The following is a 26,084-nucleotide window of genomic DNA, read 5'->3' as shown; positions in this document are numbered from 1 at the left end:
GTTACGGGTCAGCCCAGGACGTCTAAACCGTCGAGCACCACGCTCGCGTGCGCCTCGACGGTCAGCGCGTGGTCGCTGTTGTACCCCCCCGCCATCATGGTCACGATGGGCACCCCGGCGGCCTGCGCCCAGCGAAACACCGCCCGGTTGCGTGCGCTCACGCCGCTCAGCGTCAGGGCAAAGCGCCCGAAGCGGTCCCCGGCGAGCACGTCGGCCCCGGCGAGGTAAAGCAGCAGGTCGGGCCGGTAAGCGTCGAGCGCGGGCAGCGCCTGCCCCGTCAGCACCGCCAGATACTCGGCGTCCGTCACCCCGTCGCCCAGACCGAGGTCGAGCGAACTACGTTCCTTGCGAAAAGGATAGTTGCGCTCGCCGTGGATGCTGAGGGTAAACGCCGTGCCCGCCGCCATTTCCGGCGTGAGGAGGCTCGCGGTGCCGTTGCCCTGGTGCACGTCGAGGTCGAGGGTCGCCACCCGCCGCGCCAGCCCCCGGTCGAGCGCGATGCGGGTCAGAATCGCCGCGTCGTTGACGAGGCAAAAGCCCTCGGCCCGGTCATGAAAGGCATGATGGGTGCCGCCGGCCAGGTTGGCGCCCCAGCCCGTGCTCTGTGCGTCGTGGAGCGCGGCCAGACTGCCGCCCGCCGCCCGCAGCGCCCGCGTGACCACTTCCGGCGACCAGGGCAGGCCGAACTCGCGCTGCTCGCGCCGGTCCACCTCGCCCCTGCGCCAGCGCCGCAGCCACAGCGGGTCGTGCGCTCGCCCTGCGTCGGCCCAGCGCAGTTGCGGGGTGGGCAGAATCGGCAGCAGTCCGGTCAGCCGCGCCCTCACCCCCTCGTACTTGTAATAGGGAAAGCGGTGGCCCTCGGGCAGCGGAAAGTGAAAGTCGGCGGGCGAGTAGGCGCGAAAAGGGTGGGCCATGCCGGGCAGGGTAGAGAGTGCGGGGCCGGGCGTCTGTGGCGTTCTGCCACCTCTGCCCTGAATGGTCCTCAGCGCCGCCCGCGCAGCCCCTGCAACAGCCAGAAGCCCACCGCGTCGAGCAGTCCCACCATCAGCAGGGTGCCGAGTCCTGCGAGAAAATCCTGGCGCCCGAACTGCATCGCCGCGCTGAAGATGCCGCCGAGGTTGAGGCTCAGCAGCAGCAGGATGAGCAGGCCAAGGACCATCTCAGGCGCCTTGCCCGTTGCCCAGCGTATGCAGGTCGCTCAGCGGGTCGTCGTGCCGGAAGTGGTAGCCGGTCGCGGCCCGGAACGCCTCGCTGCCGATGATTTTGCCCCCGCCCTCATGCGGCGCAAAAGAGGGCGCTTCCAGTCCCAGCGCCCGCGCCGCTGCCGGGTAGAAGTCGCGCCTGAGCGGGTGCGCCGCCGCGCAGACGTTGAAGGTCTGCCCGCCGAAATCGCCGCCGAGCATATGCTGCACCGCACCCACACAGTCGTCGAGATGCACGAGGTTGACTGGGGCGCTCCCCTCTCCCACTTCCGTCCGCCCGGCCAGAAACCGCCCCGGCGGGCGGCCCGGCCCGTACAGCCCGGCAAAGCGCAGCACGGTGAGGGGCACGCCAGCAGCGGCGAGCGCCGCCTCAGCCCGCAGCAGCGGCGAAGGCGAATCGGGGGTCGCCAGCGCGTCGCTTTCGGTCATCACATGGGGGTCGTTGGGGTAGACGCCGGTAGAACTAGTGAAAATGAGCTGCCTCACCCCATGCAGCGCGGCGGCCTGGGCCACGGGCGACAGATACTCGGCGTAGCGCTCGCGTTCCGGTCCCCGGCCTGGGGGCACCGTCAGCACCAGACGGTGAGCGCCGCGCAGCAGCTCGGTCAGCTCGTCACTCTCGGGCGACGTGTCCGGCGTGAGCCTGAGCCGGGTGGCCGCGACGCCTTCCGCCCGCAGCGCCGCGACTTTTTCTGGCGTGGTCGCGCTGCCGCGCACCTCCGCTCCAGCGACGAGCAGGGCGCGGGCGAGCGGCCAGCCCACCCAGCCACAGCCGATAACGGCGACGGGGCCAGAGAGCGGGGCAGACGTGGCGGCAGGTTCGGCAGTCATGTCCCGAGCCTAGAGCAGTTCCCTGAATAACATGGTCCTGTTCGTCAAAACCCACCCGCTCCATTCCGCCAGCAAGACGACAACCTCACCCCGTCTCGATAGCCAATGCTTGAGCCCGCCCCGCGCCGATTACTCTGAGAGGCATGTCACTCGACTACCTGAGGATGTACCAGGCCAAGATGGCCCACCAGGCCGCCCGCAACGTGACCCAGGACCCCGCCTGGGAGGAGAGCCGCGACTTTCCCGAAGTGTCGTTTCCGCCGGTCATCGTGATTTCGGGCGGCAGCATGTTCTCGGGCCGCATCGCCGGGCCCGACGGCTACAACGCCCGGATGCGCGGGCTGCTCAAGGCGGCGCCGGACAGCGACCCCGAGATTCTGGAAGGCCTGCTCGACATGTACCCCGCCCGGACGGTCTTCAGTCCCGAGCAGCTCACGGCGGACGAGCCGGTGTACTTCGAGCACCTCTACCTGATTGACGTGCGCTCCTACCAGGGCCACCGGGTCATCAACCTGCCCGCGCTCTCGCTGCGGTTCAGCGCGATTGACGGCTGGAACATCGGCGAACTGCCGGAATAAAGGCCAGTTGACCGACAGCACGACAGAAGGCGGCGAGGCCAGACGCTATCTTCGCCGCCGTGATCTCGCCGCCGCCGGACCCCCCGCACCCCGACCACCGCCCGCCGTGGCGCCGCTGGCTGGGCAACCTGATTTTCGGCCTGAGCACCCCCGCCGCCCGCGCCTACGACAAGATCGTGATCGTCCTGATCGTGGCGTCGGTGCTCGCAGTGACGCTCGAAAGCGTGCCCGAGCTTTCGCACGCGGTCCGGGCGCGGCTGCGGCAGACCGAGTGGGTCTTCACGGTGATGTTCACCGCCGACTACCTGCTGCGGCTGCTCGGGGCGCGGCGGCCCCTGCGCTACGCCCTGAGTTTCTACGGCCTGGTGGACCTGCTGACCATCTTGCCGTCTTACCTCAGCCTGTTGTTTCCCGGCACCCAGTACCTGCTGGTGGTGCGGGCGCTGCGGCTGCTGCGGGTCTTCCGGGTGTTCAAACTCGCCCGCTACTCGGACCAGGCGGCCCTCATCGGCGAAGCACTTCAGGCCAGCCGCGAGAAAATCATCGTGTTTTTCATCTCGGTGCTGTCGATGGTTATCGTGTTCGGCACGCTGCTGTACATGGTCGAAGGCCCGGAAAGCGGCTTCACCTCGATTCCCACCAGCATCTACTGGGCGGTCGTGACCGTGACCACCGTCGGCTACGGCGACATTTCACCGAAAACCGGCCTGGGCAAGTTCATCGCCACGCTCGCCATGCTCTCGGGCTACGCGATTATCGCCGTGCCGACCGGCATCGTCACGGTGGGGTTGCAGCAGGCGCAGGAGGCCCGGCGGGGCCGTACCTGCCCGCAGTGCGGCCTGAGCCGGCACGACGCCGACGCGCGGTTTTGCAAGCGCTGCGGCGAGAACTTGCCGGGGTGAGGCCGGAGGCTCAGAAGGTCAGCGTGAAGCTCAGGCCATTCGGAGTCTTGCCGCTCAGTTCCCGCCCGTTCAGGGTCAGTTTTCCAGCCCAGAAACGCATTTGCGAGGGTTTGAAGTTGTCCAGTTTCCAGCTCGCTTTTGCCAGCGCCCCCGCCCCGGCTACGCCGTACAGCCGCGCCGCGCCGCCCGCATAAAGCACCGCCACGTTTTTGCCGTCGGCGCTGAAGGTAGCACCCACCGCCCCACGCCAGAAGCCGCCGGGAGAACCGGGGCCGAAAGACTGACAGGGCCGGTCGAAGGTCTGGAGCAGGTCGCCCGTGCGGGTGTCGAACAGTTGCGCCCCGCCCCCGCCGCCCGTGACCACGAAGGTTTTCCCGTCCGGGCTGAACACGGCGTCGGCATCGGCGGTCCACCAGCCTCCCTTTCGCACGTCGCTGAGGAGCTTGACGCGCACGCCTGTCGCCGTGTCCCAGAGGCTCAGTTCGTTCGGGTAGGAATAAAAGACCAGCCGCCGCGAATCGGGCGAGAAGGCCGCGAGGCGGGCATCATAGGACTTTTTATCGTGCGCCAGGAAAGTGAACTGGCGCTCGGCAGTGGCGACGTTCCACAGTTGGACATACCCGCCGCCCGTCCCCAGCACGCTCAGCCAGCGACCATCCGGGCTGAGTTCGCCCAGCACCGCGCCGCGCAGCCGGGAAGTTTCCACCCCCCGAATCCCCTCGTCCGTCCCCTGAAGCTCCAGTCTGCCCGCCCTGTACCAGCCGTTGCTGTCCGGCTGGGTGGGCGTCAGGGTCACGGTCAGCTCGCCCGCCCTCAGCGTCTGTCCCTGCTGCGCGGTGGCCAGCGGCGACAGCAGCGCTACGGCGGTCAACATCGGCCAGAGTCTGGATATAGCGAGTCTGGGCATGGCGGCAGGAGAGCGGGGGCCTGGCAGCGCGGCGTCATCCGAAAGGGGTATCCGGTGTCCAGCACGAAAAAAAGCCCCCCGAACGGGAGGCTCCTTTGCATGGTTAAGCTTCTGAGGTCAGCTCAGTGGTGCGCGAACTGCTCGGCTTCGGTGCTGCCGGCGAGCGCGGTGGTGCTGCTCTGGCCGCCGCCCGCCGCCTGCGAGACGAGGTCGAAGTAGCCGGTGCCGACTTCGCGCTGGTGGCGCACGGCGGTGAAGCCGCGTTCCTGGGCCGCGAATTCACGCTCCTGAAGTTCCACGAAGGCGCTCATCTGCTTACGGGCGTAGCCGTAGGCGAGGTCGAACATGCTCATGTTCAGCGCGTGGAAGCCGGCCAGGGTGATGAACTGGAACTTGTAGCCCATCTTGCCGAGTTCGACCTGGAACTTGGCGATGGTTTCGTCGTCCAGGTTCTTCTTCCAGTTGAAGGAGGGCGAGCAGTTGTAGGCGAGCAGCTTGCCGGGGAACTGGGCGTGCACGGCGTCGGCGAACTTCTTGGCGTCTTCCAGGTTGGGGACGCTGGTTTCGCACCAGATCACGTCGGCGTAAGGAGCGTAGGCCAGGGCGCGGCTGATGGCCTGGTCGATGCCGGGCTTGACGTAGAAGAAGCCTTCGGGGGTGCGCTCACCGGTGCAGAACGGCTTGTCGTTGTCGTCGACGTCGCTGGTCAGCAGGTTGGCGGCGTCGGCGTCGGTGCGGGCAATCAGGACGGTGGGCACGCCGCTCACGTCGGCGGCGAGACGGGCCGCGTTCAGGGTGCGGATGAACTGGCTGGTGGGCACGAGCACCTTGCCGCCGAGGTGACCACACTTCTTCTCGCTGGCGAGCTGGTCTTCGAAGTGCACGCCGGCGGCGCCCGCTTCGATCATGGCCTTCATGAGTTCAAAGGCGTTGAGGGGGCCACCGAAACCCGCTTCGGCGTCGGCGACAATCGGCACGAAGTAGTCGATGTCGTTCTTGCCCTCGCTGGTCTGAATCTGGTCGGCGCGGCGCAGGGTGTTGTTGATGCGCTTGACGACGTCCGGCACGCTGCTGGCGGGGTAGAGGCTCTGGTCGGGGTACATCTGGCCCGCGTTGTTGGCGTCACCGGCGACCTGCCAGCCCGACAGGTAGATGGCCTTGAGGCCGGCCTTGACCTGCTGCATCGCCTGGTTTCCGGTCAGGGCGCCGAGCGCGTTGACGAAGGGCATTTCCTTCATCTGTTGCCACAGTTTGTTGGCGCCGTGCTTGGCGAGGGTGTACTCGATGGGCAGGCTGCCGCGCAGGCGGACGACGTCCTCGGCGGTGTAGTTGCGCTTGATGCCCTGCCAGCGCTCTTCGGTCTGCCAGGTCTTTTCCAGGATTTCGGCGGGGGTTTTGGGGGTGGGGGTCATGGTGTCGCTCCTTGAGTGAGAGTCAGGGCCGCCTCGCCCACCGTGGGGAGGTGTCTTTCGCTGTGGCCAGCGCCCTTCGTTCAGTGAGGACAGTTTGCCTGGCACGGGGGCCCGCTAGGCCTGGTGTACGACTGACGCTGCGAAGTACACCACCCGGAGAAGTACACCACCTAGGAGTCCGGGCTGTGGGGAGTCAGCGGCTTCGACAGAGCTTCAGAGAGGAGGTTCTGGGACTGTCTGGCACCCTCAGACGGTTTTAATCCAATTCCCGAACATCCGGAAAGGCACCGGATGCCCGTCCATCTCCTTAAAACCGTATTTTTTCATGCGCTCCGCGCAAAATTGCGCCCGGACATGCCCGGGACTCAATTTGAAACCGTATGACAACACCACCTGAGTCCGGTGAGTCAGCCGCCCCTCCTCCACTATTCCAACGTCGCCCCAGGCACCGAAGAGTCATTGCCACCGCACAGTCATTCGGGCGCAGGCTGGAATGGGTCGCAGACATTCACCAGCCGGGCACAATGAAGCTTTTTTCCGTGCAAGTGGCGCGCAAGGGCCACCGCGAGTTGCGGCCCCTCGAAACCTGCCGCCGCGCTCAGCCCCGGAGCCACTCCTTCAACTCCTGCTCGAACCGCTCGTGCGCGTCGTGGTGATAGAGAATGCCATGAAAGCCGAAGGCACCCGCCGCGTCGATGTTCTCCTGCACGTCGTCCACGAAGGCGACCTGCGCGGCGGGCAGTCCCATCTTCTGTTCGAGCGCGGCAAAAGCTTCGGGCGCGGGCTTCTTGTGGCCGATTTCGTTGGAGAACACCAGCGCATCGAAGCGGGCAAAACGCGGGTCACGGCCCAAGTGTTCGCTGACGACGGGGTAATTGTTGCTCAGCAGGCCCACCCGCACGCTGCGGGGAAGGGCGGCGAGGGTGGTGTACATCGGCGCGTTGTCGTGGATGCTGCCGAGGTACAGCGCCTCGAAGTCGGCGTAGGGCAGCGTCATGCCGGTTTCCTGCTGCACCGTCTCCCAGAACTGCGGCAGAGTCCACGCCCCGACTTCGAGCTGCCGGATGTGCCGAAAGTAGCTCTCGCGCACTTTTTCAACGGGCACGCCGCTGCGCTCGGCCACGTTCTGGGTGCTGCGGCCATCGAAGGTGCCCACCGTAAAAACGCCGCCCCAGTCGAAGGCGACGTGCCGCGTGCCGAGGCCGGTTCCGGTGGAAACTTGGGAAACAGTCATGGCGCCATTGTGACGCTTTGCCCTTAATCCCCCCAACGGCTGTGCAGACCGTAAAGAGCCGCCCGACCTATACTCGGGAGTGATGACCGCCGAAAACTCTGCCACCCCTGATTACCGGCGGAACGTCGGAGCCGTGGCCGACGCCCTGCTGGCCCACCCTGGCCCCATCGTGGTGCTGTCGCACGAGAACCCCGACGGCGACGCGCTCGGCAGTGTGCTGGGACTCTCGCGGGCGCTGCGGACGCTGGGCAAAACGGTACTCGCGCCCATGACCGTGCCGCACTATCTGAGCTTTTTGCCGCAGCCGGGCGAACTGACTGCGCCGCTGGAAAGCTGGCCGCAGGGGGCCCTGGCCGCCGTGCTGGACGTGGACAACAACGACCCCGTGCGGGTGGCGGGCGCCGACCTGACCCAGTTTGACGGCCCAGTGGTCAACGTGGATCACCACGGCACCAACCTGCGCCGCGCGGACGCCGGCGTGGTGGACCCCAGCAAGCCCGCCGCCGCGATGATGGTCGCCGACGTGATTGACGCGCTCGGCGCCCCCTGGAGCGAGGCCGTCGCCACCCCGCTGATGCTGGGGCTCAACACCGACACCGGCAACTTCGCCTTCGACTCGGTGAGCGCCGAGACCTTCGAGTGTGCGGCGCGGCTGCGGGCCCACGGCGCCCGCATCGGCTGGCTCAACGATCAGATGCGGCAAAACCCCCAGTCGTACTACCTGCTGCTGCGCGAGGTGCTGGGCAAACTGGAATTCCTGCACGGTGGCCGGGTGGTCCAGACGCGGGTGGATGAGGAAATGCTCGCCCGCGCTGGTGCTACCTGGGAACAGGTCGAAAACTACGTGAGCATGTTACGTAACGCCGAGGGTGCCCAGCTCGCCGTGATGGCGAAAGACTATGGCGACCGGGTCAAGTTCTCGCTGCGCTCGCGCGGCCCGGTCAGCGCCCAGAACATCGCCGTGGCCCTCGGCGGCGGCGGTCACGTCCCCGCAGCGGGCGCGACGGTGATTTCTTCCTATGCCGAGGCGCGGGCCCGACTCGACGCCGCCATTGAAGCCGAGCTGGCGCGGGTGGACGCGCAGGCGACGGCAGAGTAAACAACGAAGCTATGAGGGGGAGGCGGCCCAAGATGGCTCGCCTCCCCTCTTTGCAAACTCCGCAGCTCCCAACAAAAAACGCCCCACCGTGCGGGTGAGGCGTCTTGCAAAACTTGCGGTTTACTTCTTGCTGCCGCGGCGGTAGCTGTCGCCGAAGCGCTTGTTGAACTTGTCCACGCGGCCTTCGGTGTCGAGGAAGCGTTCTTCGCCGGTCCAGAAGGGGTGCACGCCGCTCCACACGTCCACGTGGATTTCGGGGCGGGTGCTCATGGTTTCCATCACGACTTGACCCTGGTAGATGATCTTGCAGGGCACGGCCTTGGGGTGCAGGTCTTTTTGCATCTTTTGACTCCTTTTGCCACGTCACTGTGCGTAGCGGGCTAACCGAGACAGTGTATCACAAGTCGCGGCTCAACTCCCAACGAAAACCCTCCTGCCACGTCTCGCCCCGGCGGAGAAAAGGCGTCCGTCCGCCGACCACCCGTTGCCCGCCCTTCACGGCGGCGCGGACCAGCACGCGGGGGTCGAGGCCGGGGTAAAGCTGCCGGGCGAAGGTGACTTCCTCGCGCACGTTCAGTGTTTCGCCGCTCGCCACCGAGTCGGTGCCCAGGGCAACTTCGACTCCGGCGGCAGCGAAGGCCGGCCAGTCGAAGGTGCCGCACTCCAGATGATGATTGCTGCGCGGGCAGGTCACCACCGCGCACCCGGCACGCGCCACCCGCGCGATGTCGTCGGGGGTCACGTTGACCATGTGAACGAGGGTGGGCCGCGCCGCGAGCACGCCGAGTTCGTCGAGGTAGCGCACCGGGGTGAGGTCGGGCCCCGGCTCGCGCCCGATGACTTCGGCCAGGGTGTGCGGGTAGAGCGCCGGCATCCGGTTGTCCCACAAGGGCCCGCCGCCGGTGCGGAACATCTCCAGTTCGGTGGGGTGCTCGGCCACGTGAATTTGCAGGGGTAGGCCCTCGCCCGCCGCGTAGTCGGACAGCAGCCGCATCAGCCGGTGGCTGACGGTAAAAGGCGTGTGGGGAGAGAGGCCCAGCCGCAGGCCCGGACGCTCCAGCCGCCGCCAGCGCTCAAGGTGAGTGCGGGCAGCCGCAAACACCTCGTCGGCCTTGTCGGGAAAGGGATTCAAAACTTCGAAATAGAGGGTGCCGCTGAGGTCTTCGCGCGCCAGCAGCGCGTCCATCACTTCCGGTGCCCAGACGATGTCGCCCACGCCGCCCGCGCCGAGGCGGGTCAGGGTGTCGGCTCCCGCCTGCGCCGCCGCGACGCCGCGCAGGTGCCGGCCCCTGATGACGACCTCGGGAATCCACTGGAAGTAGGGCAGCGCCTGAAACTCGTAGGCGCTCATGTCGAGGTGGGTGTGGGCGTTGACCGGCGGCGGGGCGATGACGGCGCCGGCCCGCTCCTCAGCGGCGTGCGGGTACTGGCGGCGCAACTCGTCCGGGTGCCCGGCAGCGGCCACCGTCTCCCCCACCACGACCACGCCCCCCGGCGACTGCGCCCCGCCCATGCCGGTGTAGAGCACGTCGCAGGTGAGCAGGCGGGGAGTATGCGCGTCGGGAGTCAGGGCATCGGGAGTCGTCGCCTCGGAAAAGGTCATGGGGTCGATGCTAGCGCCCCGATGATGACGGCTGACGGCAGAAAAGCGCAAAGAAAGCCCCCTCCGACGTTCAGTGGGAAGGGAGCAACTCAGTGCAGCGCTTATTTTTTCCGGGCCTTGCTCACGTCCGATTTTTTTGCGTCCGTGCGAGCAGGCTGATTCGGTGTTTCCCCAGCAGGCGCGGGCTGCTCGCGGCGCACCGGTCCCGAAGCGGCGAGCATGGCGGCGCCGACGATGCCGGCTTCGTTTTGCAGGGCGGCAGGCACGACGCGGCTGCGGGTGAGTTGGAGATACGGCAGCCACTTGTCGGCCTTGCGGCTCACGCCCCCGCCGATGATGAACAGGTCGGGCGAGAACAGCAGTTCGAGGTGTTGCAGGTAACGGCTGGCACGCGCCGCCCACTGCTTCCAGTTCAGGTCGTCGCGCTCGCGGGCGCGGTCGGAGGCCCAGGTTTCGGCGTGCTTGGCCTTGAGCCACAGGTGCCCGAGTTCGGTGTTGGGCACGAGCTCTCCGTCACGAATCAGGGCGCTGCCGATGCCGGTGCCGAAGGTCAGCACGAGCACCGTGCCCGGTACGTCCTTGCCCGCCCCGAACTTGGCCTCGGCGAGCCCGGCGGCGTCGGCGTCGTTGATGAGGTAGACCTCGTGCCCAGTGGTGCGGGTAAACAGCTCGTCGGCGTCCACGTCCACCCAGCTGCTGTCCACGTTGGCCGCGCTGAGAATCCTGCCGCCCTGCACGATGCCGGGAAAGGTCACGCCCACCGGCCCTTCCAGCCCGAAATGCTCGACGAGCTGCGCCACCACGCCTTTCACGTCGTCGGGCCTGGCTCCCGCCGGGGTGGGAATGCGGTGCCGCTCGGCGACGAGTTCGCCCGTCTCCGTGTTCACGGGCGCCCCCTTGATGCCGCTGCCGCCGATGTCGATGCCCAGAATGACTGTCATAGCCCTGCCAGCATAGGCGCCGGGGCAGAGGAATGTGTCAAGGCGCGTGGGCGGGCGGCCCAGGGGCTCAACCCCAGACCGCTACACTTGCCGCATGACTTCCCACAGTGCTCTCTTTCGGCTGGACGGCAAACGCGCCCTGGTGACGGGCGGCAGCAAAGGCATCGGCCTGGCGGCGGCGCGGCAGCTACGCGAACTGGGGGCCGAGGTGACGCTCGCGGCGCGGGGCGAGGAAACGCTGCGCCGGGCCGCCGAGGACATTGGCGCGGCGTGGGTGGTGGCCGACGTGAGCACACCCGAAGGGGTGAAGGTCGCCGCAGACGCCGCCGGGCAGGTGGACATTCTGGTGAGCAACGCGGGCGGGCCGCCCCCCTCGCTGCCGAGCGAAGTCACCGAGGCCGCGTGGGAGCAGGGCTTTCAGACCACCTTCCTCAGCACCGCCCGGCTGGTGGACGCCGTGCTGCCGGGAATGCGCGAGCGGCGCTGGGGGCGCATCATCGCCATCACCAGCCTGACCGTCGGGCGGCCCAGCTTGACCCTCCCCGTGAGCAACGCGCTGCGGGCCGCCGTGACCAACCACCTGCGGACGCTGGCGCTCGAAGTCGCCGCCGATGGCGTCACCTGCAACACCGTCGCCCCTGGCTACACCGCCACCGAGCGACTGCAAAAGCTGCACGCCGACCCCGCCGAGGCCGACAAACTGCGGGCCAAGATTCCGGCGCGGCGCTTCGGTGAGCCGGATGAAGTGGCCTCCGCGATTGCCTTTCTGGCGACGAACGAGGCGGCGTATATCACCGGACAGGAACTGCTGGTGGACGGGGGCTGGAGCATTTGAGCCGCCGCTCCTGAGCGCTTCTTTAGAGCAGTTCTGCGAATTAGGCGTGCGTCGGAACAGCACCGCCACCCGCTACATTCTTCGTTCTGCTCCGTGTTTTGCACTCGCTCTCTACGAGCTGTACCAGTCCGCTCGCAAAAAGCTGTGCCATCTTTTTGTCAAATGCTCTAGACTCGGCGCCTGTCCAGATGCATGGTGGGATTCACCTCCCTTGCCGGGCAGCGGGCGACCTAGCATGGCCGCCATGAGCCGCCGAACTGCCCGCCGTTTGCCCCTACGCCGCCTCGCCCTGCTGGGGGCCGGGGCCGCCGCCCTGACCCTGGTCCTGAGCTCGTGCTCCGGCGAGAAGGTCCAGAACGCCGTGAACACCACCAATTCCACGCGGGGCCTGAAGGTCGTGCTCAACCAGAGCTACGGCCCGGACACCCGCAACAAACTCGACGTGTACGCCCCGCAAAACGCCCAGGGCGCACCCACCATCCTCTTCATTCACGGCGGGTCGTGGCAGGGCGGCGACAAGTCGGGGCACGCCTTCGTCGGCGAGTCGCTCGCCCGCGCCGGGTACGTGGTCGGGGTGATGAATTACCGCCTTGCGCCGCAAAACCGCTACCCCAGCTACGTGCAAGACGGCGCCGCCGCGCTGAAGTGGCTGCGCGACCACGCCGGGCAGTTCGGCGGCAACCCGAACAACCTGTTTGTCAGCGGGCACTCGGCGGGCGGTTTCAACGCCGTGGAACTGGTGGACAACGCGCGCTGGCTGGCCGAGGTCAACGTGCCGGTGTCGAGCATTCGCGGCGTCATCGGCATCGCCGGGCCGTACTCTTACGACTTCCGCGCGTACCAGACCCGCGTGGCCTTCCCCGAGAACGGCAACCCGGACGACATCATGCCCGACCGCCACGTGCGCCCCGACGCGCCGCCCCATCTGCTGCTCGTGGCTGCCAACGATTCCGTGGTCGCTCCGCAAAACGCCCTGAACATGGAAGCGGCGCTGCAAAAGGCCCGAATTCCGGTGCAGCGCGTGGTGCTGCCGCGCCTGAACCACGTCACCATCATCGGCGCGGTGGCGCGCAACCTGACCTGGCTGGGCGGCACGCGGGCCGAAATCATCCGTTTTGTGGACGCCAACCGCCTGAAATGACGGCATGCTGAGGCCATGACCTCGCCCCGCCGCTGGCTCCCACTGCTGCTGGGGGCCTTTGTGTTGGCCTTCCTCAGCTGGGGCTGGCCGCTGCTCGCCCTCTGGACGAGTGACCGGGCGCTGCTGACCCGGCAGGAACCCGACGCCGCGAAGCTCTACGCCGCCGCGCCGCGTGCGTTGCTGACGCCTCAGAAGGTGAGCGGCCCGGCGGCGGGGTTGGACGGGCGTTATCTCAGCCGCGTCGGGCGAATGGACGGCTGGCTGCGGAAACAGGGCTTTGTCCTCAGCCTTCAGATGGGAAGCGGCAGAGGCTACAACAACGGCGCGGACCTCTCCGCCGACACCACCTGCCGACGTTTCAGCGCGGGATTTGAGGTCTGCCAGTTGAAAACGCGGGGAGTGGTGCTGCCGTGAAGAAGTCCAAGCCCTTTTTCAGCTCTCCCTAGCGCATTCATCGTTGGTGCGCCGTAGCCGCTGCTCAGGGCATTTGACAGAAAAAGACCCCCTCACCTCTGCCTTCGGCAGGCCCTCTCCCCTGGGTAGAGGGTCAAACAGCGCAAGGCCATTCTTTTGTCAAATGCTCTAGCTCAGCACCGGCACGCCGCTTGGGACGAGTTGCCGCCAGCTGTGGACGCCGCCGACCTGCACCGTGACGAACTTTTCCAGCGCTCTCCACAGCGCGGGGCGGTCGGCACTCGGCACCGGCTGCTCAAAGCTGGCGCGGACGGTGCGCCGCACGGCGTGGCGCAGGAAGTCGAGGACGGCGGGCGGGTAGGGCGGGAGGGCCGCGCACTTGCTGCACAGCAGTTGTCCGCCGAGGGGGTCGGGGTGCTCAGGGTCGGGCGCGCCGCAACGGGCGCAGCGAGCGGTCTGGGGGATCACCCCGGCCAGTCCGAGCAGCTTGTAGCTCATGACGAGCGCCACCCACTCGGGGTCGGGCTGGTGCGCCACGCCGCGCAGCGAGGCGGCGAAGAGGTCGAAGGCCTGCTCGGAGAACTCGCCTTCCTGAAACAGCGCGTCGGCAAATTCGGCCATCAGGTGCGCGAAGGCGTAGCGCTCAGGCTCGGCCAGGGTGGGCAGGGCGCCCTCCAGCACCGCCTGTTTCACGCTGGCAAGGTCGTTGTGCGGCCCCTGGTACACCTGCACCCCAACATGGTGAAAGAGGTTGAGGCTGCTCGACAGCGGCCCCTTGACCCCGCCACGCGCGATGGCCTTGAGCTTGCCCTGGGGGGTCAGCAGCGTGACGATGATGTCGCCGGCAGGCGTCACCCGGCGGCGGATGACGATGCCGCTGCGGTTGGCGGTGCGTGAGCGCATGACGTGAGTCTAGAGAAAGAGGCGCCGAGGGTCTGTGACTCGCTTCCATCTGCCGCGTCTTCAGCAAAAACGGGCGAGACAGCCCTGCAAGCGTGCCGTGAGCCACCCCATCACCGAAGCTTCAGCAACGGCCGAGTTTGTACCCTTGTTGCCCATGGCCCAGCTCGGCGCCGCCTACACTTTGACCGATGAGCGAGAAGGCCCACACCGCCGCCGAGCTGCTGCGCGAACTGTTTCCCGAGTCGTACCGCGAAATCTTTGGCGAGCGTCCGCTGAACACCCCGCCCACCCTGGGGCTTTACCCGGTGGCCGACGGGCGGCTGGCTCTCGTACACGGCAACCAGCTCGCCGAATTCACGCCGATTGCCCCCAAGGGCAGCACCGCCCTGCACTGCGACCTGTGTCACCACACCCGCAGCCGCAGCGAGGCGCAGATGTACCGCGTGGTCGTCGGGTCGCGCCGCACCCGCTACGTGACGCTGTGCACGCCCACCGAAGGCTGCCAGCAACGCGCCGGCGAGCGTGGGCTTGAAGCGCTGGCCGACCATATCTTCCCCATCGAAAACATCTACGCGGAGTAAGACAAATTCCGATTGAATCCAGAACAACTGGATTCAATCCGAGCGGATGCGAGAAGGAAAAAATACGGATTCTGCGGTATGGAAGCACAGGCGGCGCTTTTCCGACTGTGCTGGAATGAAGCGGAATCTGTACAAAGCGACTGACCGGCGGCCAGTGGCATAAAACTGTCAGTCGCCCCGGCGCAGAGTGCGGGCATGGGACGCCTGGGGCACGATCCGGCAGCGCTGGAATGGCGCGATTGTCCGCGTTGCCGTTATCCGATGAGCCGCTGGGACCGGGTGCGGGCCACCCCGGAGCGCGTTTGGGCGCGCTGGCAGCCGGACGAATGGACCTTGCCCTGGCACATCATCATTTTTGGCGCGTTGCTGCTGCTCTCGCTGACGAGCGGCCCCAGCCTGCTTGGGCTGGCCCTGTCCATCGGCGGACGCGTCACGAGCCAATTGACATTTGTGCTCGTCAATGGCCTGGGACTGGTGGCGGTCACGGTCTGGGGCTTTTTCGACTACCGTTCCCGCCTGAACAAACGAGAGCAGCTCGCGCGCAAGCTGGCGCCCGACGACTGGGTGTGCCCCCGGTGTTTGCAAGCCGAAGTCCGGCGCCGGCTCTAAGATTCTTGCCCGAGGCCACGGCGCAGGCTCATCCACTACCCTGAACAGATGGAGTCGGCGCTCAACGAATTGAAGCTGATGCAGGGCCTGCTCGCGGCCTTTGTCCTGAGCGGGCTGATCGGCTGGGAACGCGAGAAGCGCAACCGCAGCGCGGGCCTGCGCACTCACATTCTGGTCGGGGTCAGCGCGGCGCTGTTTATGGTGCTGAGCGAGACGCTCGTCATCACGTTCGCCGGGCGTGACGATCAGGTGCGCTTCGACCTCATCGGGGTGTTGGGCGCGGTGGTCAGCGGCGTGAGCTTTCTGGGAGCGGGCGCCATCTTTTCCAGCAAGGCCGGGCATCAGGCCAAGGGACTGACCACCGCCGCCGGACTGCTGGCGACGGCTGCCGTGGGCGTGGCGTGCGGGCTGCACCTGTACGTGCTGGCGACCGGGGCGACGCTGCTGTTTTTGCTGACGCTGGGGCCACTGAGTCGGCTCTCGGAGCGGATTGCCGGCGAAAGCGAGGACTGAGTACACCGAGAGAACACCCGCTTGTCCAGCTTTTCAGCCAGCAGATTGTATACAATATCCACACATGACCGAATTCCAGCGGCCCGGCCTCGTGCGCGAAGGTGTGTATCAGCACCTGCGCCGCGCCGTGCTGGACGGCGAAATTGCGCCCGGTGAGCGGCTGGGTGAGGTCGAACTGGGGCAGCACCTTGGGGTGAGCCGCACGCCTATCCGCGAGGCGATCATGCGGCTGACGCAAGACGGCCTGCTGGTCGCTGAGGCCAACAAGGGGGCACGGGTCCGGCTGCTGAGTGCCGCCGAAGCCCGCGACACCTACGCCGTGCGCGAGGAACTCGACGGCTTAGCCGCCGCGCTCGCCGCCGCGCAGCACACCCCGGACGACGCCCATGCCCTGAGCGCCGCGCTGAGGGCCCTCAACGCCGTGCAGGGCGAGGACTACCGCGAACAGACCCGGCTGGACCTCGCCTTTCACCGCGCCATCACCCACGCTGCCCACAACGCCGCGCTGACCGACCTCGCCCGCAACCTGGAGCAGCGGGTGGCCCTCATCAAGCACCGGACCCGCACCTACAACGCCCGCCCCGAAACCGCCGCGCAGCACGCCGCCCTGCTCGACGCGGTGCTGGGGCGCGACTCCGCAGCGGCGCGGGAAGCCGCCCGGCTGCATGTGCGGACCTTTGGCGGGCTGGTGCTGGCAGAACTCGCGCTGGAGGAACTGGCCGACGAGCAGGACGCCGCAGGCCCGGCCCCGCCATCGCCTGCCCTCGTCTCTCACCCCTGACCTGACTTCTCCCCTTTCTTTCCCCTTCTCCAAGGAGCCCCGCATGATTGACCAGCTTTACCGCAAAGCCGTCCTGACCGTCGCCGAGCGACCGCAGGTGGAACAGCTCGCCCGTCAGAAGATGTGGAATCTCGCCGAACGGTTCGTGGCCGGCGAAAGCATTGAAAGCGCTATCCAGGCCGTGCAGGCACTTGAGCGTGACGGCATCGCCGGGAACCTTGACCTGCTCGGCGAATTTATCGACAGCCCGGCCAAATGCACCGAGTTTGCCGACGACGTGATCAAGCTGATCGAGGCCGCGCACGCTGCCGGCATCAAGCCTTACGTCAGCATCAAGCTGAGCAGCGTGGGCCAGGGCAAGGATGAAAACGGCGAAGACCTCGGCCTGACCAATGCCCGCCGCATCATTGCCAAGGCGAAGGAATACGGCGGCTTCATCTGCCTAGATATGGAAGACCACACGCGGGTGGACGTGACGCTGGAGCAGTTCCGCACGCTGGTGGGCGAGTTCGGCGCCGAGCATGTGGGCACCGTGCTGCAAAGCTACCTGTACCGCTCGCTGGGCGACCGCGCCTCGCTGGACGACCTGCGGCCCAACATCCGCATGGTGAAGGGCGCTTACCTCGAACCGGCTACCGTCGCCTACCCCGACAAGGCCGACGTGGACCAGAACTACCGCCGCCTGGTGTTTCAGCACCTCAAGGCGGGCAACTACACCAACGTCGCCACCCACGACGAGCGCATCATCGACGACGTGAAGCGGTTTGTGCTGGCGCACGGCATCGGCAAGGACGCCTTCGAATTCCAGATGCTCTACGGCATTCGCCGCGACCTGCAAAAACAACTCGCCGCCGAGGGCTACCGCGTGCGCGTGTACTTGCCTTACGGACGCGACTGGTATGCGTACTTCAGCCGCCGCATTGCCGAAACGCCGAGGAACGCCGCGTTTGTGGTGCAGGGGATGTTGAAGGGTTGAATCGTTGTAGACATCGAGTCAATTCATGAAGCTTTACGGTCATGATTACCCGGCCAAACCGGATGCCAACAATCCCGTCTTTTGGCCTGTAGCGCGTGCTTGGGCCGCTTCCGGGGGGTACGCGATGCAAAGCCAGGGGCTCATGGAGCATCACGCCGAGGTGGAAAAGGCGTGCAGGAGAGCCTGAAGGCCCATGCACCCGATGGTGAGCTCTCTTATGTCTCCCGTGCCGATGTAGGCGCCCGGCGAGCTTACTCCGCCCTAACAGGCATCAACCGACATCCTCGCAAACGCTGTCGCAAAGAACTCGCCTGTGCCTTTCTAGAAATCTTCAGTCCCTCTGCCCGCTTCGACCTGCTCCGCACCGACAAACCACATGGCGTTGGCCTGCTGGCGATAGACAAATCCCGTATCGGCGTCCTCTTCGTAGAACTCCACGCCTCTTAAAGGAGACTCACCATGATTAAAGTTCAGGACTACCGCCCCCAGCCTTTCACCGACTTCACCAAAGAAGAAAACGTCCAGGCGTACCAGGCCGCCCTCGCCAAAGTTCGGAAAGAACTCCTTGGCAAGCACTACCCGCTGATTATCGACGGGCAGGAAGTGGACACCGAAGGGAAAATTCAGAGCATCAACCCCTGCGACACCTCCGAAGTGGTGGGCACCACCGCCAAAGCGACCATAGGTGACGCCGAAAACGCTCTACAAGGCGCCTGGAAAGCTTTCGAGAGCTGGAAGAAGTGGGACATGGACGCCCGCGCCCGCATTCTGCTGAAGGCCGCCGCCATCCTCAAGCGCCGCCGCCTGGAAGCCTGCGCCCTGATGAGCATCGAAGTGGGCAAGAACTACGCTGAGGCCGACGTGGAAGTGGCCGAAGCGATTGACTTTCTGGAGTACTACGCCCGCAGCGCCATGAAGTACGCGGGCTTTGGCAGCAGCGAAACGACGTGGTTTGAAGGCGAGGAAAACGGCCTGATGAGCATTCCGCTGGGCGTGGGCGTCAGCATCAGCCCCTGGAACTTCCCCTGCGCCATTTTCGTGGGCATGGCGGCGGCGCCCATCGTGGCGGGCAACTGCGTCGTGGTGAAACCCGCCGAGGATGCGGGCCTGATCGCCGGGTTCATGGTGGACATCCTGCGCGAGGCCGGGCTGCCGGCCGGCGTGCTGCAATTCCTGCCCGGCGTGGGCAAGGAAGTGGGCGAATACCTGACCACGCACGCCAAAACCCGCTTCATCACCTTCACCGGCAGCCGTGCGGTGGGCCTGCACATCAACGAGGTGGCGGCCAAAGTGCAGCCGGGCCAGAAGTGGATCAAGCGCGTGATCATGGAACTCGGCGGCAAAGACGGCCTGATCGTGGACGAAACCGCCGACATCGAAAACGCCATTACCGCCGCCACGCAGGGCGCGTTCGGCTTCAACGGCCAGAAGTGCAGCGCCATGAGCCGCCTGATCGTGGTGGACAGCGTGTACGACGAAGTGGTCAACGGCTTCGTGGAACGGGCTAAAGCCCTCAAGATGGGGACGGGCGAGGAAAACGCCAACGTGACCGCCGTCGTGAACCAGATGAGCTTCAACAAGATCAAGGGCTATCTGGAACTGGCCCCCAGCGAAGGCAAAGTGCTGCTGGGCGGCGAGGCCACGGGCGAAGCGAACGGCAAGCAGGGCTACTACATTCAGCCGACCATCGTGGGCGACGTAGACCGGAACTCCCGTCTGGCGCAGGAAGAAATCTTCGGGCCAGTGGTCGCCGTGCTGCGGGCCAAAGACTGGCAAGACGCGCTCGACATCGCCAACTCCACCGAGTACGGGCTGACGGGGGGCGTGTGCAGCAACTCCCGCGAGCGGCTGGAGCAGGCCCGCGCCGAGTTTGAAGTGGGCAACCTGTACTTCAACCGCAAGATCACCGGCGCCATCGTGGGCGTGCAGCCCTTCGGCGGCTACAACATGAGCGGCACGGACAGTAAGGCGGGCGGCCCGGATTACCTGAGCAACTTCATGCAGCTCAAGACGGTGACGGAACGCTGGTGACAGTTGATAGATGATGGGTGATGGATAAAAGATTTGGCCCCCGGCGCAGAAGCTGGGGGCTTTTTATCGACTCGTGAGCGGCCCGCTGTCATCAGCAGGGAACCGCACAGCATTCCAATTGTTCACTTTGTGACCTTTCCAGGCCGATCCAAACGCCTCTCCGAGAGAGAAAACCCATTGTTTTGCACCCGTTCAAAAGTTGTCTAGTGAACCTGGTGGGTGAAACATAAGCGGGACATTAGGATTCCGCCCAAGCTCAATTCGGTGTCGGTTCTCAGGACCTGACAGAAAGTCGTCGCCTGCCCATCGTGGGTAGGCCGTTACTCTTTTTCCCTTTTCCCCGGAGGCCCCATGAAGCGCACCCGCACCCTGCTCGCCACCACCCTCGCCCTCACCCTGGCTTCCTGCGGTCAGCAGCTTCATACGCCGGCCCCCACTGCGGGCCAGCCGGCGACCAGCCAGCCCGGCGCGGACAACGAAGTGATTGCCGGGGCTTACCTGGTCGGTTTCAAGCAGGGTGCGCTGAGCGCCCAAGGAATGACGGGCCAGAGCCTGAGCGAGCAGGCGGCGGTGCAGGCGCAGGCCATCACGGCGGCAGGCGGCGTGATGACCAGCCAGTGGACCGAGATCAGCGCGGCGGCGGTCAAGCTCTCGCCCGAGGCGCTGAGCAAGTTGGAGAAAAACCCGCTGGTGGAGTACGTGGAGCCTGATCTGGTGCGCCGCGCCCAGGGCTTTAAGAGCGGCAGCACCGACGCGGGCGCCAGCAAGGGCGGCAACCTGAGCAGCCTCGCCCTGACCACCCCGCCGTACACCGCCAGCGGCGAGTACACCTGGGGCGACAACGCGCTCAAGGTCGAGCAGCTTCGCGCCAGCAACTACACCGGGGCGGGCGTGGCCGTGTGCATCGGTGACACGGGCATCGACGGCAACCACCCCGAATTCCAGAAGAAAATCAAGGGCTTCAAGAACTTCACGGCGGACCTCAATCGCAACGACCCCTACCAGCTCAACGACGTGTCGCACCACGGCACCCACGTCGCGGGCACGGTGTTCGCCCAGTACGGCGCAGGCACGGGCGCAAGCGGCCTGCAAAGCGGCATGGACGCGAACGGTGTGGGCGGCGTCGCCAGCGGCGTGAACCTGTACATGGCCCGCGTGCTGGGCGACGACGGCTCCGGGTCTTCGAGCGGCATCATCAACGGGGTCAACTGGTGCGCCGCGCAGCTCAAGTCGCAGGGCGGCACCGAGAGCAAGGTCGTCATCAGCCTGTCGCTGGGTGGGGGCCGCGCCAGCCAGACCGAGCAGCGGGCCTACACCAGCGTCTACAACAAAGGCGTGCTGACGGTCGCCGCTACCGGCAACGACGGCGCCGCCGTGTCCTACCCCGCCGCCTACACCAACGTGGTGGGCGTGGGTGCCATCGACAGCGCGGAGGCCAGGGCCAGCTTCTCGAACTTCGGCAGCCAGGTGGACCTCGTCGGCCCCGGCGTGAGCGTGCTGAGCAGCATTCCGCTCGGTCAGGGCACCAGGGCCAGCGCCTCGGGCGGCGGCGTGACCTTCACCGACGTGAGCGCGGCGGACAAGAGCGGCAAGGCGACCTTCAGCGGCGCCATCGTCAAGGCGGGCGACGGCACCGGCACGGCGGGCGCCAACGAGTTCTGCGGCACCTCCACCCGCAACGCGGCGCTGAGCGGCAACATCGCCCTGATCGCGCGCGGCACCTGCTCTTTCGAGGAAAAGACCGCCAACGCGGTCGCCAGCGGCGCCAAAGCCGTCATGATCTACAACAACGCGGCGGGCCCCCTGGGCACGAGCCTGACCAACGCCTACAGCGTGCCTGTGGTGGGCATTCTCCAGGCCGATGGGCAAGCGCTGCTGGGCAAGCTGCCGACCACCGGCACCGTGGCCGTGACCGGCGCGGACTACGACTTCTTCGACGGCACCAGCATGGCGACCCCCCACGTGAGCGCCGCCGCCGCCGTGGTCTGGGCCGCCAAGCCCACCCTGACCAACACCCAGCTGCTCAACCTGCTCACCTCCACCGCCAAGGACCTCGGCGCGGCGGGCAAGGACAACGACTTCGGCTCCGGCCTCGTCAACCCCCTCAAGGCAATCACCGGGCAGTAACCCCACAGAGGGGGGCGAACCCCCAGCGGCAGCCGGCAGAACAAGACCCCCGGCTGCCGCTGGGGGTTTGCGGCTGGGGGTTTTTCGTGGGTGCGGCCCCCCGACCGCCAGCGCCCCGGGCTCGGCGCCGAACCTGTGCACGGGACTGCTACCCTCCGCGCATGTCACCTGTCCTGCGCACCGCCTTGCTGCTGACCCTCTCGAACGTCTTCATGACCTTCGCGTGGTACGGCCTGCTGGGCAAAATGGCCGCTCGCCCGCTGCTTCTGGCGGTGCTGGCGAGCTGGGGCATCGCCTTTTTCGAGTACCTGCTGCAAGTGCCCGCCAACCGCATCGGGCATCAGGTGCTGACGGTCGCGCAACTCAAGATGTTGCAGGAGGTCATCTCGCTGGCGGTCTTCGTGCCCTTCGCCGTGCTGTACCTGCGCGAGCCGCTGCGGCTGAATTACCTGTGGGCGGCGCTGTGCATGATGGGCGCGGTGTATTTCGTGTTCAGAGGGAGGTAATACGGTTTCAAATGGACGGGCATCCGGCGCCTTTCCGGATGTTCGGGAATCGGATTAAAGCCGTATAAGAGCCAGCAACCCGTCCACAATCAGCGCCCCCCCGAAAATCGCGGGCAGGCCGCCGCCGGGATGCACGCCGGTCCCCACCTGCCACAGCCCCGGCGCGAGGCGGTAGGGCTGCGGATGAAACGGCCCAGCGCGCCACAGCGGAGCCGCCGCGCCGTAGATGGCCCCGCCAGGGTGCCCGCCCGCCGCGTAGTGCAGGGGGTCGAGGGCGGTGACCGCTGCGCCTTGCAAAAGCCCCGGCGCGTGCAGCACCGTTTCCACCCGCCGGAGCTGGGCCTGCACCCAGGGATGCCCGCTGTTCAGGTGCCGGGACAATGCCGGAACGGTAAGCAGCACCGCCAGTTTCCGCCCCTCCGCGTGAACGAGGGTCAGGGTGTCGGGCGGCAACGTCCCCGCGTGCAGCGAGCGCCGAAATACGCCGAAGTCGCTTGGCGGCAGCACCGAGGTCGCCGGGAGGCCGCTCTCCCCCGCCAGCGCGAAATACAGCGCCAGTCCGCTGACCGTGCGCCGGGCGAGGGGCGAGGCGTCTGATTGCCCGCGCAGCCGCGCCAGCCGCGCCGGATCGAGGGCGCTCACCAACAGGTCGTGGCGGCAGACCTCCCCGCCGCTGAGGGTCAGTTGGGAGCCGCTCAGCCGCGTGACCTCGGTTCCCTCACGCACCGTCACGCCGCGCCGCCGGGCAAAGTCGAGCAGAGCGTCCAACACTGCGCCCATGCCGCGCGCCGGGCGGTAGACCTCGGCACCGATCAGGCCGGGCAGCAGCGCATACAGCGCCGGGGCGTCTTGCGGCGGCAGACCGGCATTGAGCGCCTGCGTCCGCAGCGCGTGGGCGAGCGCCGGAGCAAAGTCGTGGGCGGCAATCCAGCTCTCAGCACTGAGGTGGGGGCCGAGCACCCCCGCCAATGCCCGACTGGCGCGCAGAAAGTCCGGCGAAGTCAGGCGCGGCGGTGTGGTCAGCAGCGCCAGCAGGTGGGAACGCAGCGGGGAGACGGCGGCGACGTACCGCTGCCACTCGCCCGCCAGCGGATGCTCCGGCGGCACCGGCAGCGGCAGCGCGCCGAACGGGGTGTGCTGCACGCCCAGGCCGCCCGGCAGGGGGCGCAGCTCCAGCGGGTCGGGTTCGCCGAGGCGGGCAAGCAGCGCGCGCCAGACCTCGGGAAAGGTGAAGAGGCTCGGGCCAGTGTCGAAGGTCAGCCCGCCTGCCTCCGCACGGCGCAGCTTGCCCCCGGCGCGGTCCCGTTCGTACACCGTGACGGCGTGCCCGCGCCCGGCGAGCAGGCAGGCGAGCGCGAGTCCGGCGAGGCCGCCGCCCAGGATGCCGACCGACTCCACAGGCGACTTCACAGGCCGTCCCACTGGCCGCGCGCCAGGAGGTAGACGAGCTGCACACCCGCCACGCTGCCCACAATCCAGGGCGTGACGATGCTCAGCGGATAGAGCCTGCCCGCCTGCTCGGGCGCCGGGCGCCGCAGCAGCGCGAGCGCCATGCCGCCGCAGGTGAGCCACAGCGCCAGCGCGGTCAGGCGCGACACCGGCCACAGCAGCGCCCCGGCGAGCGTGAACCACGCCAGCGCGTAGGCCGCGACGCCCCGCGTGCCGAGCGTGGTCGCCACCGTGCGCGTCCCGGCGGCGCGGTCGGCGGGAATGTCCTGCGCGGCGTCGAAGGCGTGCTTGCCCACCGAGTAACTCATCAGCGCGAGCAGCGGCGCCCAGGGGACCGGCGCACCGAGGGCCAGAGCCGGCAGCGCGAGCGGCAGCGCATAGGCCACGTTGCTCAGGCCATCCAGAAAGGGCCGCGCCTTGAAGCGCAGCGGCGGCAGGCTGTAGCCCACGAACAGGGCCGCCGCGAGCAGCAATGTGGCGGTCGCGGCGGGCGGCAACCACATCGCCAGCCCCAGCAGCAGCGGCGCGTTGAGCAGCAGCGTGGAGCGGCGCAGCGGGCCTTCCTCCTCGGGCCGCAGCCGGGCGCCCTGCCAGCCCCCCTTGCGGCTCGAGCGGGCGTCCTCCTCACGGTCGGCGAGGTCGTTGAGGCCGTAGATCAGCAGGTTGAACGGCAGCGTCAGGTACAGCAGCAGCGCGAGCACCCCGCCGTCGAGCGTATACAACCGCCCGGTCAGCCACACGCCCGTCACCAGCGTGCCGATGGTGTTCACCCACAACGCAGGGCGTGAGATGACCAGCAGGCGGGACAGAGGCAGCAGGAGGCGGGGCGGCGCGGCGGACATGCGGGGGCATTGTAGGCGGACGGCGGCTGGCAAATGGCCGGGGCAAGGGAGCAGGGTAACAACGGCCAAAGAAAAAGGGCGCCCGGAACCCTGCGGCCCTCGGCGCCCCTCCACTTTTTCCTTTACCCCTGCGTCCGGCCCCTTACCCCTGCGTCCGGCTCAGCCACCCCGCCAGCCAGGGCAGCTTCTTGGCAAGTTTCTCGCGTCGCTCGGGGGCCGCCCAGTAGCGCCGCGCCCAGCCCTCGATGTTGCGCTGTTTGCCGCGTGCCACAGCCATCGCCCCTTCGGGAACATCGTCGTGAATGGCGCTGCCGCCCGCGATGAACGCCGCGTCGCCCACCACGCGCGGCGCGATCAGGGTGGTGTTGGACCCGATGAAGACGCCCGCGCCGACTTTGCTCTGGTGCTTGTTCAGGCCGTCGAAGTTGGCGACGATGGTGCCCGCGCCGACGTTGGTCTCCGCACCGATTTCCACGTCACCGAGGTAAGCGAGGTGCCCCGCCTTGACGCCCGCATCGAGCCGCGCGTTCTTGGTTTCCACGAAGTTGCCGATGTGAACGCCCTCGCCGAGCACGCTGCCGGGGCGCAGGCGGGCAAAGGGCCCCACGTCGCTCCCCGCGCCGACTTCGGCCTGTTCCAGCACGCTGTGGGCCTTGATGACGGCCCGCTCGTGAATGACCGAGTCGGTGATGACCGAGTACGCCCCGATCACGGCGCCCCCGGCAATTCGCGTTTGCCCGCGCAGCAATGCGCCGGGTTCGATCACCACGTCGCGCCCGATCTCCACGGTGTCTTCGATCAGCACGGTGCCGGGCAGCGAGATGCTCACGCCCGCTTTCAGGTGCCCCTCGTTGATGCGGCGTTGCAGGGTGGCCTCAAGCTGCGTCAGGCCCGCACGGTCGTTGGCGCCGAGCACCTCGTCGGGGTCGGAGAGGCGAAAGGCGCGGACGGTGGCGCCTCCCGCGCGGTAAAGGCCGAGCAGGTCGGTCAGGTAGTACTCGCCCGCCTTGTTGTCGTTGCCGATGCGCCGGGCGAGTTCGGGCGCCCGCTCGTCGAAGACATAGACGCCGGAGTTGAATTCCCCGATGGCCTTTTCAGCGTCGCTGGCGTCTTTCTGCTCCACGATGCGCTCCACCGCGCCGCCCTCACCGCGCACGATGCGGCCATAGCCGGTGGCGTCGGGCAGTTCGCCGGTCAGCACGGTCATGGCGCTGCCCTGCTCGCGGTGGCTGGCGACGAGTTCGCGCAGGGTGTCGGGCCGCAGCAGCGGCGTATCGCCGTAAAGCACCAGAATGTCGGCGCCGCCTTCCGTGAGCGCCGAGGCTCCGCTGAGAAAGGCGTCGCCGGTCCCGAGCTGCCTCTCCTGACGGGCAAACGCCACACCGGGCTGCTGCACGGCGGCTTCCACCTGCTCGGCGCCGTGCCCGGTCACGACGACTATTTTGCGCGCGCCGAGGTCACGGGCGGCCTTCACGGCCCAGGCGACCATCGGGCGGCCCGCGACGGGGTGCAGCACCTTGGGAAGGGCGGAGTTCATGCGGGTGCCTTGCCCGGCGGCAAGAATCACTACGTCCAGGGGACGGGTTTGTTCGGTCATGGTTGTCACCTTTGGCGCAGTGTAGAGGCTGAAGAGATGAGACGGAAAGGGACAAGCCCGGAAGGGGCAG

The 26,084-nt window shown here is 67.2% G+C and carries 27 protein-coding genes; 14 read left to right on the top strand and 13 right to left on the bottom strand.

The window, feature by feature from the left end:
* Positions 1–8: 8 nt before the first annotated feature.
* The 3 genes from DR_RS04300 to DR_RS04295 form a co-directional block, all read right to left on the bottom strand.
* Complete coding sequence (locus DR_RS04300) at positions 9–914, bottom strand: histone deacetylase family protein (RefSeq protein WP_010887479.1); 906 nt, start codon at positions 912–914, stop codon at positions 9–11.
* Between the two features lie 68 nt (positions 915–982).
* Positions 983–1,159, bottom strand: a complete 177-nt coding sequence (locus DR_RS16400) for a hypothetical protein (protein ID WP_165439354.1) — start codon at positions 1,157–1,159, stop codon at positions 983–985.
* Between the two features lies 1 nt (position 1,160).
* Positions 1,161–2,033: an SDR family oxidoreductase gene (locus DR_RS04295; protein ID WP_010887478.1), complete on the bottom strand. Its 873-nt coding sequence runs from the start codon at positions 2,031–2,033 to the stop codon at positions 1,161–1,163.
* Between the two features lie 143 nt (positions 2,034–2,176).
* Here DR_RS04295 and DR_RS04290 point away from each other — a divergent pair, with 143 nt between their 5' ends.
* The gene (locus DR_RS04290) at positions 2,177–2,611 is read left to right on the top strand and encodes a hypothetical protein (RefSeq protein ID WP_010887477.1); all 435 of its coding nucleotides are present in this window, start codon (positions 2,177–2,179) and stop codon (positions 2,609–2,611) included.
* A 59-nt stretch (positions 2,612–2,670) separates the two neighbouring features.
* Positions 2,671–3,513, top strand: a complete 843-nt coding sequence (locus DR_RS04285) for an ion transporter (protein WP_010887476.1) — start codon at positions 2,671–2,673, stop codon at positions 3,511–3,513.
* A 10-nt stretch (positions 3,514–3,523) separates the two neighbouring features.
* Here DR_RS04285 and DR_RS04280 read toward each other — a convergent pair whose 3' ends face one another.
* The 3 genes from DR_RS04280 to DR_RS04270 form a co-directional block, all read right to left on the bottom strand.
* Positions 3,524–4,387: a WD40 repeat domain-containing protein gene (locus DR_RS04280; protein WP_027479967.1), complete on the bottom strand. Its 864-nt coding sequence runs from the start codon at positions 4,385–4,387 to the stop codon at positions 3,524–3,526.
* Between the two features lie 155 nt (positions 4,388–4,542).
* Positions 4,543–5,832: an isocitrate lyase gene (aceA, locus tag DR_RS04275; protein ID WP_027479968.1), complete on the bottom strand. Its 1,290-nt coding sequence runs from the start codon at positions 5,830–5,832 to the stop codon at positions 4,543–4,545.
* Between the two features lie 598 nt (positions 5,833–6,430).
* Positions 6,431–7,066, bottom strand: a complete 636-nt coding sequence (locus tag DR_RS04270; protein WP_010887473.1) for an HAD family hydrolase — start codon at positions 7,064–7,066, stop codon at positions 6,431–6,433.
* An 82-nt stretch (positions 7,067–7,148) separates the two neighbouring features.
* Between DR_RS04270 and DR_RS04265 the strand changes: the two genes are divergently transcribed.
* A complete protein-coding gene (locus DR_RS04265) occupies positions 7,149–8,165 on the top strand; it encodes a DHH family phosphoesterase (protein ID WP_010887472.1) in 1,017 nt (338 codons plus the stop codon).
* A gap of 120 nt (positions 8,166–8,285) precedes the next feature.
* Here DR_RS04265 and rpmE read toward each other — a convergent pair whose 3' ends face one another.
* The 3 genes from rpmE to ppgK form a co-directional block, all read right to left on the bottom strand.
* The gene (gene rpmE, locus DR_RS04260) at positions 8,286–8,507 is read right to left on the bottom strand and encodes a 50S ribosomal protein L31 (protein WP_010887471.1); all 222 of its coding nucleotides are present in this window, start codon (positions 8,505–8,507) and stop codon (positions 8,286–8,288) included.
* 55 nt (positions 8,508–8,562) lie between these two features.
* On the bottom strand, positions 8,563–9,768 hold the full coding sequence (locus DR_RS04255; RefSeq protein WP_051618821.1) for an amidohydrolase family protein: 1,206 nt from the start codon (positions 9,766–9,768) through the stop codon (positions 8,563–8,565).
* A gap of 101 nt (positions 9,769–9,869) precedes the next feature.
* Positions 9,870–10,709 carry a polyphosphate--glucose phosphotransferase gene (gene ppgK, locus DR_RS04250; RefSeq protein ID WP_010887469.1) on the bottom strand — a complete coding sequence of 280 codons (840 nt, stop codon included), beginning with the start codon at positions 10,707–10,709 and terminating at the stop codon, positions 9,870–9,872.
* Between the two features lie 94 nt (positions 10,710–10,803).
* Here ppgK and DR_RS04245 point away from each other — a divergent pair, with 94 nt between their 5' ends.
* The 3 genes from DR_RS04245 (at position 10,804) to DR_RS04235 (ending at position 13,099) form a co-directional block, all read left to right on the top strand.
* Positions 10,804–11,544 carry an SDR family oxidoreductase gene (locus DR_RS04245; protein ID WP_027479969.1) on the top strand — a complete coding sequence of 247 codons (741 nt, stop codon included), beginning with the start codon at positions 10,804–10,806 and terminating at the stop codon, positions 11,542–11,544.
* Between the two features lie 244 nt (positions 11,545–11,788).
* Complete coding sequence (locus DR_RS04240) at positions 11,789–12,685, top strand: alpha/beta hydrolase (RefSeq protein WP_034350357.1); 897 nt, start codon at positions 11,789–11,791, stop codon at positions 12,683–12,685.
* Between the two features lie 15 nt (positions 12,686–12,700).
* Positions 12,701–13,099 (top strand): hypothetical protein, encoded by a 399-nt coding sequence (locus DR_RS04235; RefSeq protein WP_010887466.1) that lies wholly within the window; start codon positions 12,701–12,703, stop codon positions 13,097–13,099.
* 168 nt (positions 13,100–13,267) lie between these two features.
* On the opposite strand, the gene recO is transcribed toward DR_RS04235, so the two are convergent.
* On the bottom strand, positions 13,268–14,002 hold the full coding sequence (gene recO / locus DR_RS04230) for a DNA repair protein RecO (RefSeq protein WP_010887465.1): 735 nt from the start codon (positions 14,000–14,002) through the stop codon (positions 13,268–13,270).
* A 188-nt stretch (positions 14,003–14,190) separates the two neighbouring features.
* Between recO and DR_RS04225 the strand changes: the two genes are divergently transcribed.
* The 8 genes from DR_RS04225 to DR_RS04190 all read left to right on the top strand — a co-directional run bounded on the left by DR_RS04225 (position 14,191) and on the right by DR_RS04190 (position 22,126).
* The gene (locus DR_RS04225) at positions 14,191–14,583 is read left to right on the top strand and encodes a hypothetical protein (protein WP_027479971.1); all 393 of its coding nucleotides are present in this window, start codon (positions 14,191–14,193) and stop codon (positions 14,581–14,583) included.
* Between the two features lie 195 nt (positions 14,584–14,778).
* Positions 14,779–15,192 carry a hypothetical protein gene (locus DR_RS04220; protein ID WP_010887463.1) on the top strand — a complete coding sequence of 138 codons (414 nt, stop codon included), beginning with the start codon at positions 14,779–14,781 and terminating at the stop codon, positions 15,190–15,192.
* 48 nt (positions 15,193–15,240) lie between these two features.
* Complete coding sequence (locus DR_RS04215) at positions 15,241–15,705, top strand: MgtC/SapB family protein (RefSeq protein WP_010887462.1); 465 nt, start codon at positions 15,241–15,243, stop codon at positions 15,703–15,705.
* Between the two features lie 64 nt (positions 15,706–15,769).
* Positions 15,770–16,486, top strand: coding sequence for a GntR family transcriptional regulator (locus tag DR_RS04210; protein WP_051618822.1), 717 nt, complete (start codon positions 15,770–15,772; stop codon positions 16,484–16,486).
* A 43-nt stretch (positions 16,487–16,529) separates the two neighbouring features.
* Positions 16,530–17,462: a proline dehydrogenase family protein gene (locus DR_RS04205; protein ID WP_010887460.1), complete on the top strand. Its 933-nt coding sequence runs from the start codon at positions 16,530–16,532 to the stop codon at positions 17,460–17,462.
* A 459-nt stretch (positions 17,463–17,921) separates the two neighbouring features.
* A complete protein-coding gene (gene pruA, locus DR_RS04200) occupies positions 17,922–19,493 on the top strand; it encodes an L-glutamate gamma-semialdehyde dehydrogenase (RefSeq protein ID WP_010887459.1) in 1,572 nt (523 codons plus the stop codon).
* Between the two features lie 351 nt (positions 19,494–19,844).
* Positions 19,845–21,620 (top strand): S8 family serine peptidase, encoded by a 1,776-nt coding sequence (locus tag DR_RS04195; protein ID WP_010887458.1) that lies wholly within the window; start codon positions 19,845–19,847, stop codon positions 21,618–21,620.
* 161 nt (positions 21,621–21,781) lie between these two features.
* On the top strand, positions 21,782–22,126 hold the full coding sequence (locus DR_RS04190; RefSeq protein ID WP_010887457.1) for a DMT family protein: 345 nt from the start codon (positions 21,782–21,784) through the stop codon (positions 22,124–22,126).
* A 54-nt stretch (positions 22,127–22,180) separates the two neighbouring features.
* Here the strand turns inward: DR_RS04190 and DR_RS04185 are convergent, their stop codons facing one another.
* The 3 genes from DR_RS04185 to glmU form a co-directional block, all read right to left on the bottom strand.
* Positions 22,181–23,536 (bottom strand): phytoene desaturase family protein, encoded by a 1,356-nt coding sequence (locus DR_RS04185; RefSeq protein WP_227086005.1) that lies wholly within the window; start codon positions 23,534–23,536, stop codon positions 22,181–22,183.
* Positions 23,533–24,417, bottom strand: coding sequence for a UbiA family prenyltransferase (locus DR_RS04180; protein WP_027479973.1), 885 nt, complete (start codon positions 24,415–24,417; stop codon positions 23,533–23,535). The genes DR_RS04185 and DR_RS04180 overlap by 4 nt, the downstream gene beginning before the upstream one ends.
* 142 nt (positions 24,418–24,559) lie before the next feature.
* Positions 24,560–26,014 carry a bifunctional UDP-N-acetylglucosamine diphosphorylase/glucosamine-1-phosphate N-acetyltransferase GlmU gene (gene glmU, locus DR_RS04175; RefSeq protein ID WP_027479974.1) on the bottom strand — a complete coding sequence of 485 codons (1,455 nt, stop codon included), beginning with the start codon at positions 26,012–26,014 and terminating at the stop codon, positions 24,560–24,562.
* Positions 26,015–26,084: the final 70 nt, after the last annotated feature.

Origin of the sequence: Deinococcus radiodurans R1 = ATCC 13939 = DSM 20539 (genome assembly GCF_000008565.1) — a bacterium.
In the GTDB taxonomy this organism is placed as follows: Bacteria; Deinococcota; Deinococci; order Deinococcales; family Deinococcaceae; genus Deinococcus; species Deinococcus radiodurans.
Note: the sequence above shows the minus strand (reverse complement) of the source record. Positions and strands in the feature narration are given on the sequence as shown.

What these genes read in the sequence shown, in the direction of transcription:
- DR_RS04300 (WP_010887479.1), bottom strand. Translation starts at nt 914, where the DNA reads ATGGCCCACCCTTTTCGCGCCTACTCGCCCGCCGACTTTCACTTTCCG.
- DR_RS16400 (WP_165439354.1), bottom strand. Translation starts at nt 1,159, where the DNA reads ATGGTCCTTGGCCTGCTCATCCTGCTGCTGCTGAGCCTCAACCTCGGC.
- DR_RS04295 (WP_010887478.1), bottom strand. Translation starts at nt 2,033, where the DNA reads ATGACTGCCGAACCTGCCGCCACGTCTGCCCCGCTCTCTGGCCCCGTC.
- DR_RS04290 (WP_010887477.1), top strand. Translation starts at nt 2,177, where the DNA reads ATGTCACTCGACTACCTGAGGATGTACCAGGCCAAGATGGCCCACCAG.
- DR_RS04280 (WP_027479967.1), bottom strand. Translation starts at nt 4,387, where the DNA reads ATGTTGACCGCCGTAGCGCTGCTGTCGCCGCTGGCCACCGCGCAGCAG.
- aceA (WP_027479968.1), bottom strand. Translation starts at nt 5,832, where the DNA reads ATGACCCCCACCCCCAAAACCCCCGCCGAAATCCTGGAAAAGACCTGG.
- DR_RS04270 (WP_010887473.1), bottom strand. Translation starts at nt 7,066, where the DNA reads ATGACTGTTTCCCAAGTTTCCACCGGAACCGGCCTCGGCACGCGGCAC.
- DR_RS04265 (WP_010887472.1), top strand. Translation starts at nt 7,149, where the DNA reads ATGACCGCCGAAAACTCTGCCACCCCTGATTACCGGCGGAACGTCGGA.
- rpmE (WP_010887471.1), bottom strand. Translation starts at nt 8,507, where the DNA reads ATGCAAAAAGACCTGCACCCCAAGGCCGTGCCCTGCAAGATCATCTAC.
- DR_RS04255 (WP_051618821.1), bottom strand. Translation starts at nt 9,768, where the DNA reads ATGACCTTTTCCGAGGCGACGACTCCCGATGCCCTGACTCCCGACGCG.
- ppgK (WP_010887469.1), bottom strand. Translation starts at nt 10,709, where the DNA reads ATGACAGTCATTCTGGGCATCGACATCGGCGGCAGCGGCATCAAGGGG.
- DR_RS04245 (WP_027479969.1), top strand. Translation starts at nt 10,804, where the DNA reads ATGACTTCCCACAGTGCTCTCTTTCGGCTGGACGGCAAACGCGCCCTG.
- DR_RS04240 (WP_034350357.1), top strand. Translation starts at nt 11,789, where the DNA reads ATGAGCCGCCGAACTGCCCGCCGTTTGCCCCTACGCCGCCTCGCCCTG.
- DR_RS04235 (WP_010887466.1), top strand. Translation starts at nt 12,701, where the DNA reads ATGACCTCGCCCCGCCGCTGGCTCCCACTGCTGCTGGGGGCCTTTGTG.
- recO (WP_010887465.1), bottom strand. Translation starts at nt 14,002, where the DNA reads ATGCGCTCACGCACCGCCAACCGCAGCGGCATCGTCATCCGCCGCCGG.
- DR_RS04225 (WP_027479971.1), top strand. Translation starts at nt 14,191, where the DNA reads ATGAGCGAGAAGGCCCACACCGCCGCCGAGCTGCTGCGCGAACTGTTT.
- DR_RS04220 (WP_010887463.1), top strand. Translation starts at nt 14,779, where the DNA reads ATGGGACGCCTGGGGCACGATCCGGCAGCGCTGGAATGGCGCGATTGT.
- DR_RS04215 (WP_010887462.1), top strand. Translation starts at nt 15,241, where the DNA reads ATGGAGTCGGCGCTCAACGAATTGAAGCTGATGCAGGGCCTGCTCGCG.
- DR_RS04210 (WP_051618822.1), top strand. Translation starts at nt 15,770, where the DNA reads ATGACCGAATTCCAGCGGCCCGGCCTCGTGCGCGAAGGTGTGTATCAG.
- DR_RS04205 (WP_010887460.1), top strand. Translation starts at nt 16,530, where the DNA reads ATGATTGACCAGCTTTACCGCAAAGCCGTCCTGACCGTCGCCGAGCGA.
- pruA (WP_010887459.1), top strand. Translation starts at nt 17,922, where the DNA reads ATGATTAAAGTTCAGGACTACCGCCCCCAGCCTTTCACCGACTTCACC.
- DR_RS04195 (WP_010887458.1), top strand. Translation starts at nt 19,845, where the DNA reads ATGAAGCGCACCCGCACCCTGCTCGCCACCACCCTCGCCCTCACCCTG.
- DR_RS04190 (WP_010887457.1), top strand. Translation starts at nt 21,782, where the DNA reads ATGTCACCTGTCCTGCGCACCGCCTTGCTGCTGACCCTCTCGAACGTC.
- DR_RS04180 (WP_027479973.1), bottom strand. Translation starts at nt 24,417, where the DNA reads ATGTCCGCCGCGCCGCCCCGCCTCCTGCTGCCTCTGTCCCGCCTGCTG.
- glmU (WP_027479974.1), bottom strand. Translation starts at nt 26,014, where the DNA reads ATGACCGAACAAACCCGTCCCCTGGACGTAGTGATTCTTGCCGCCGGG.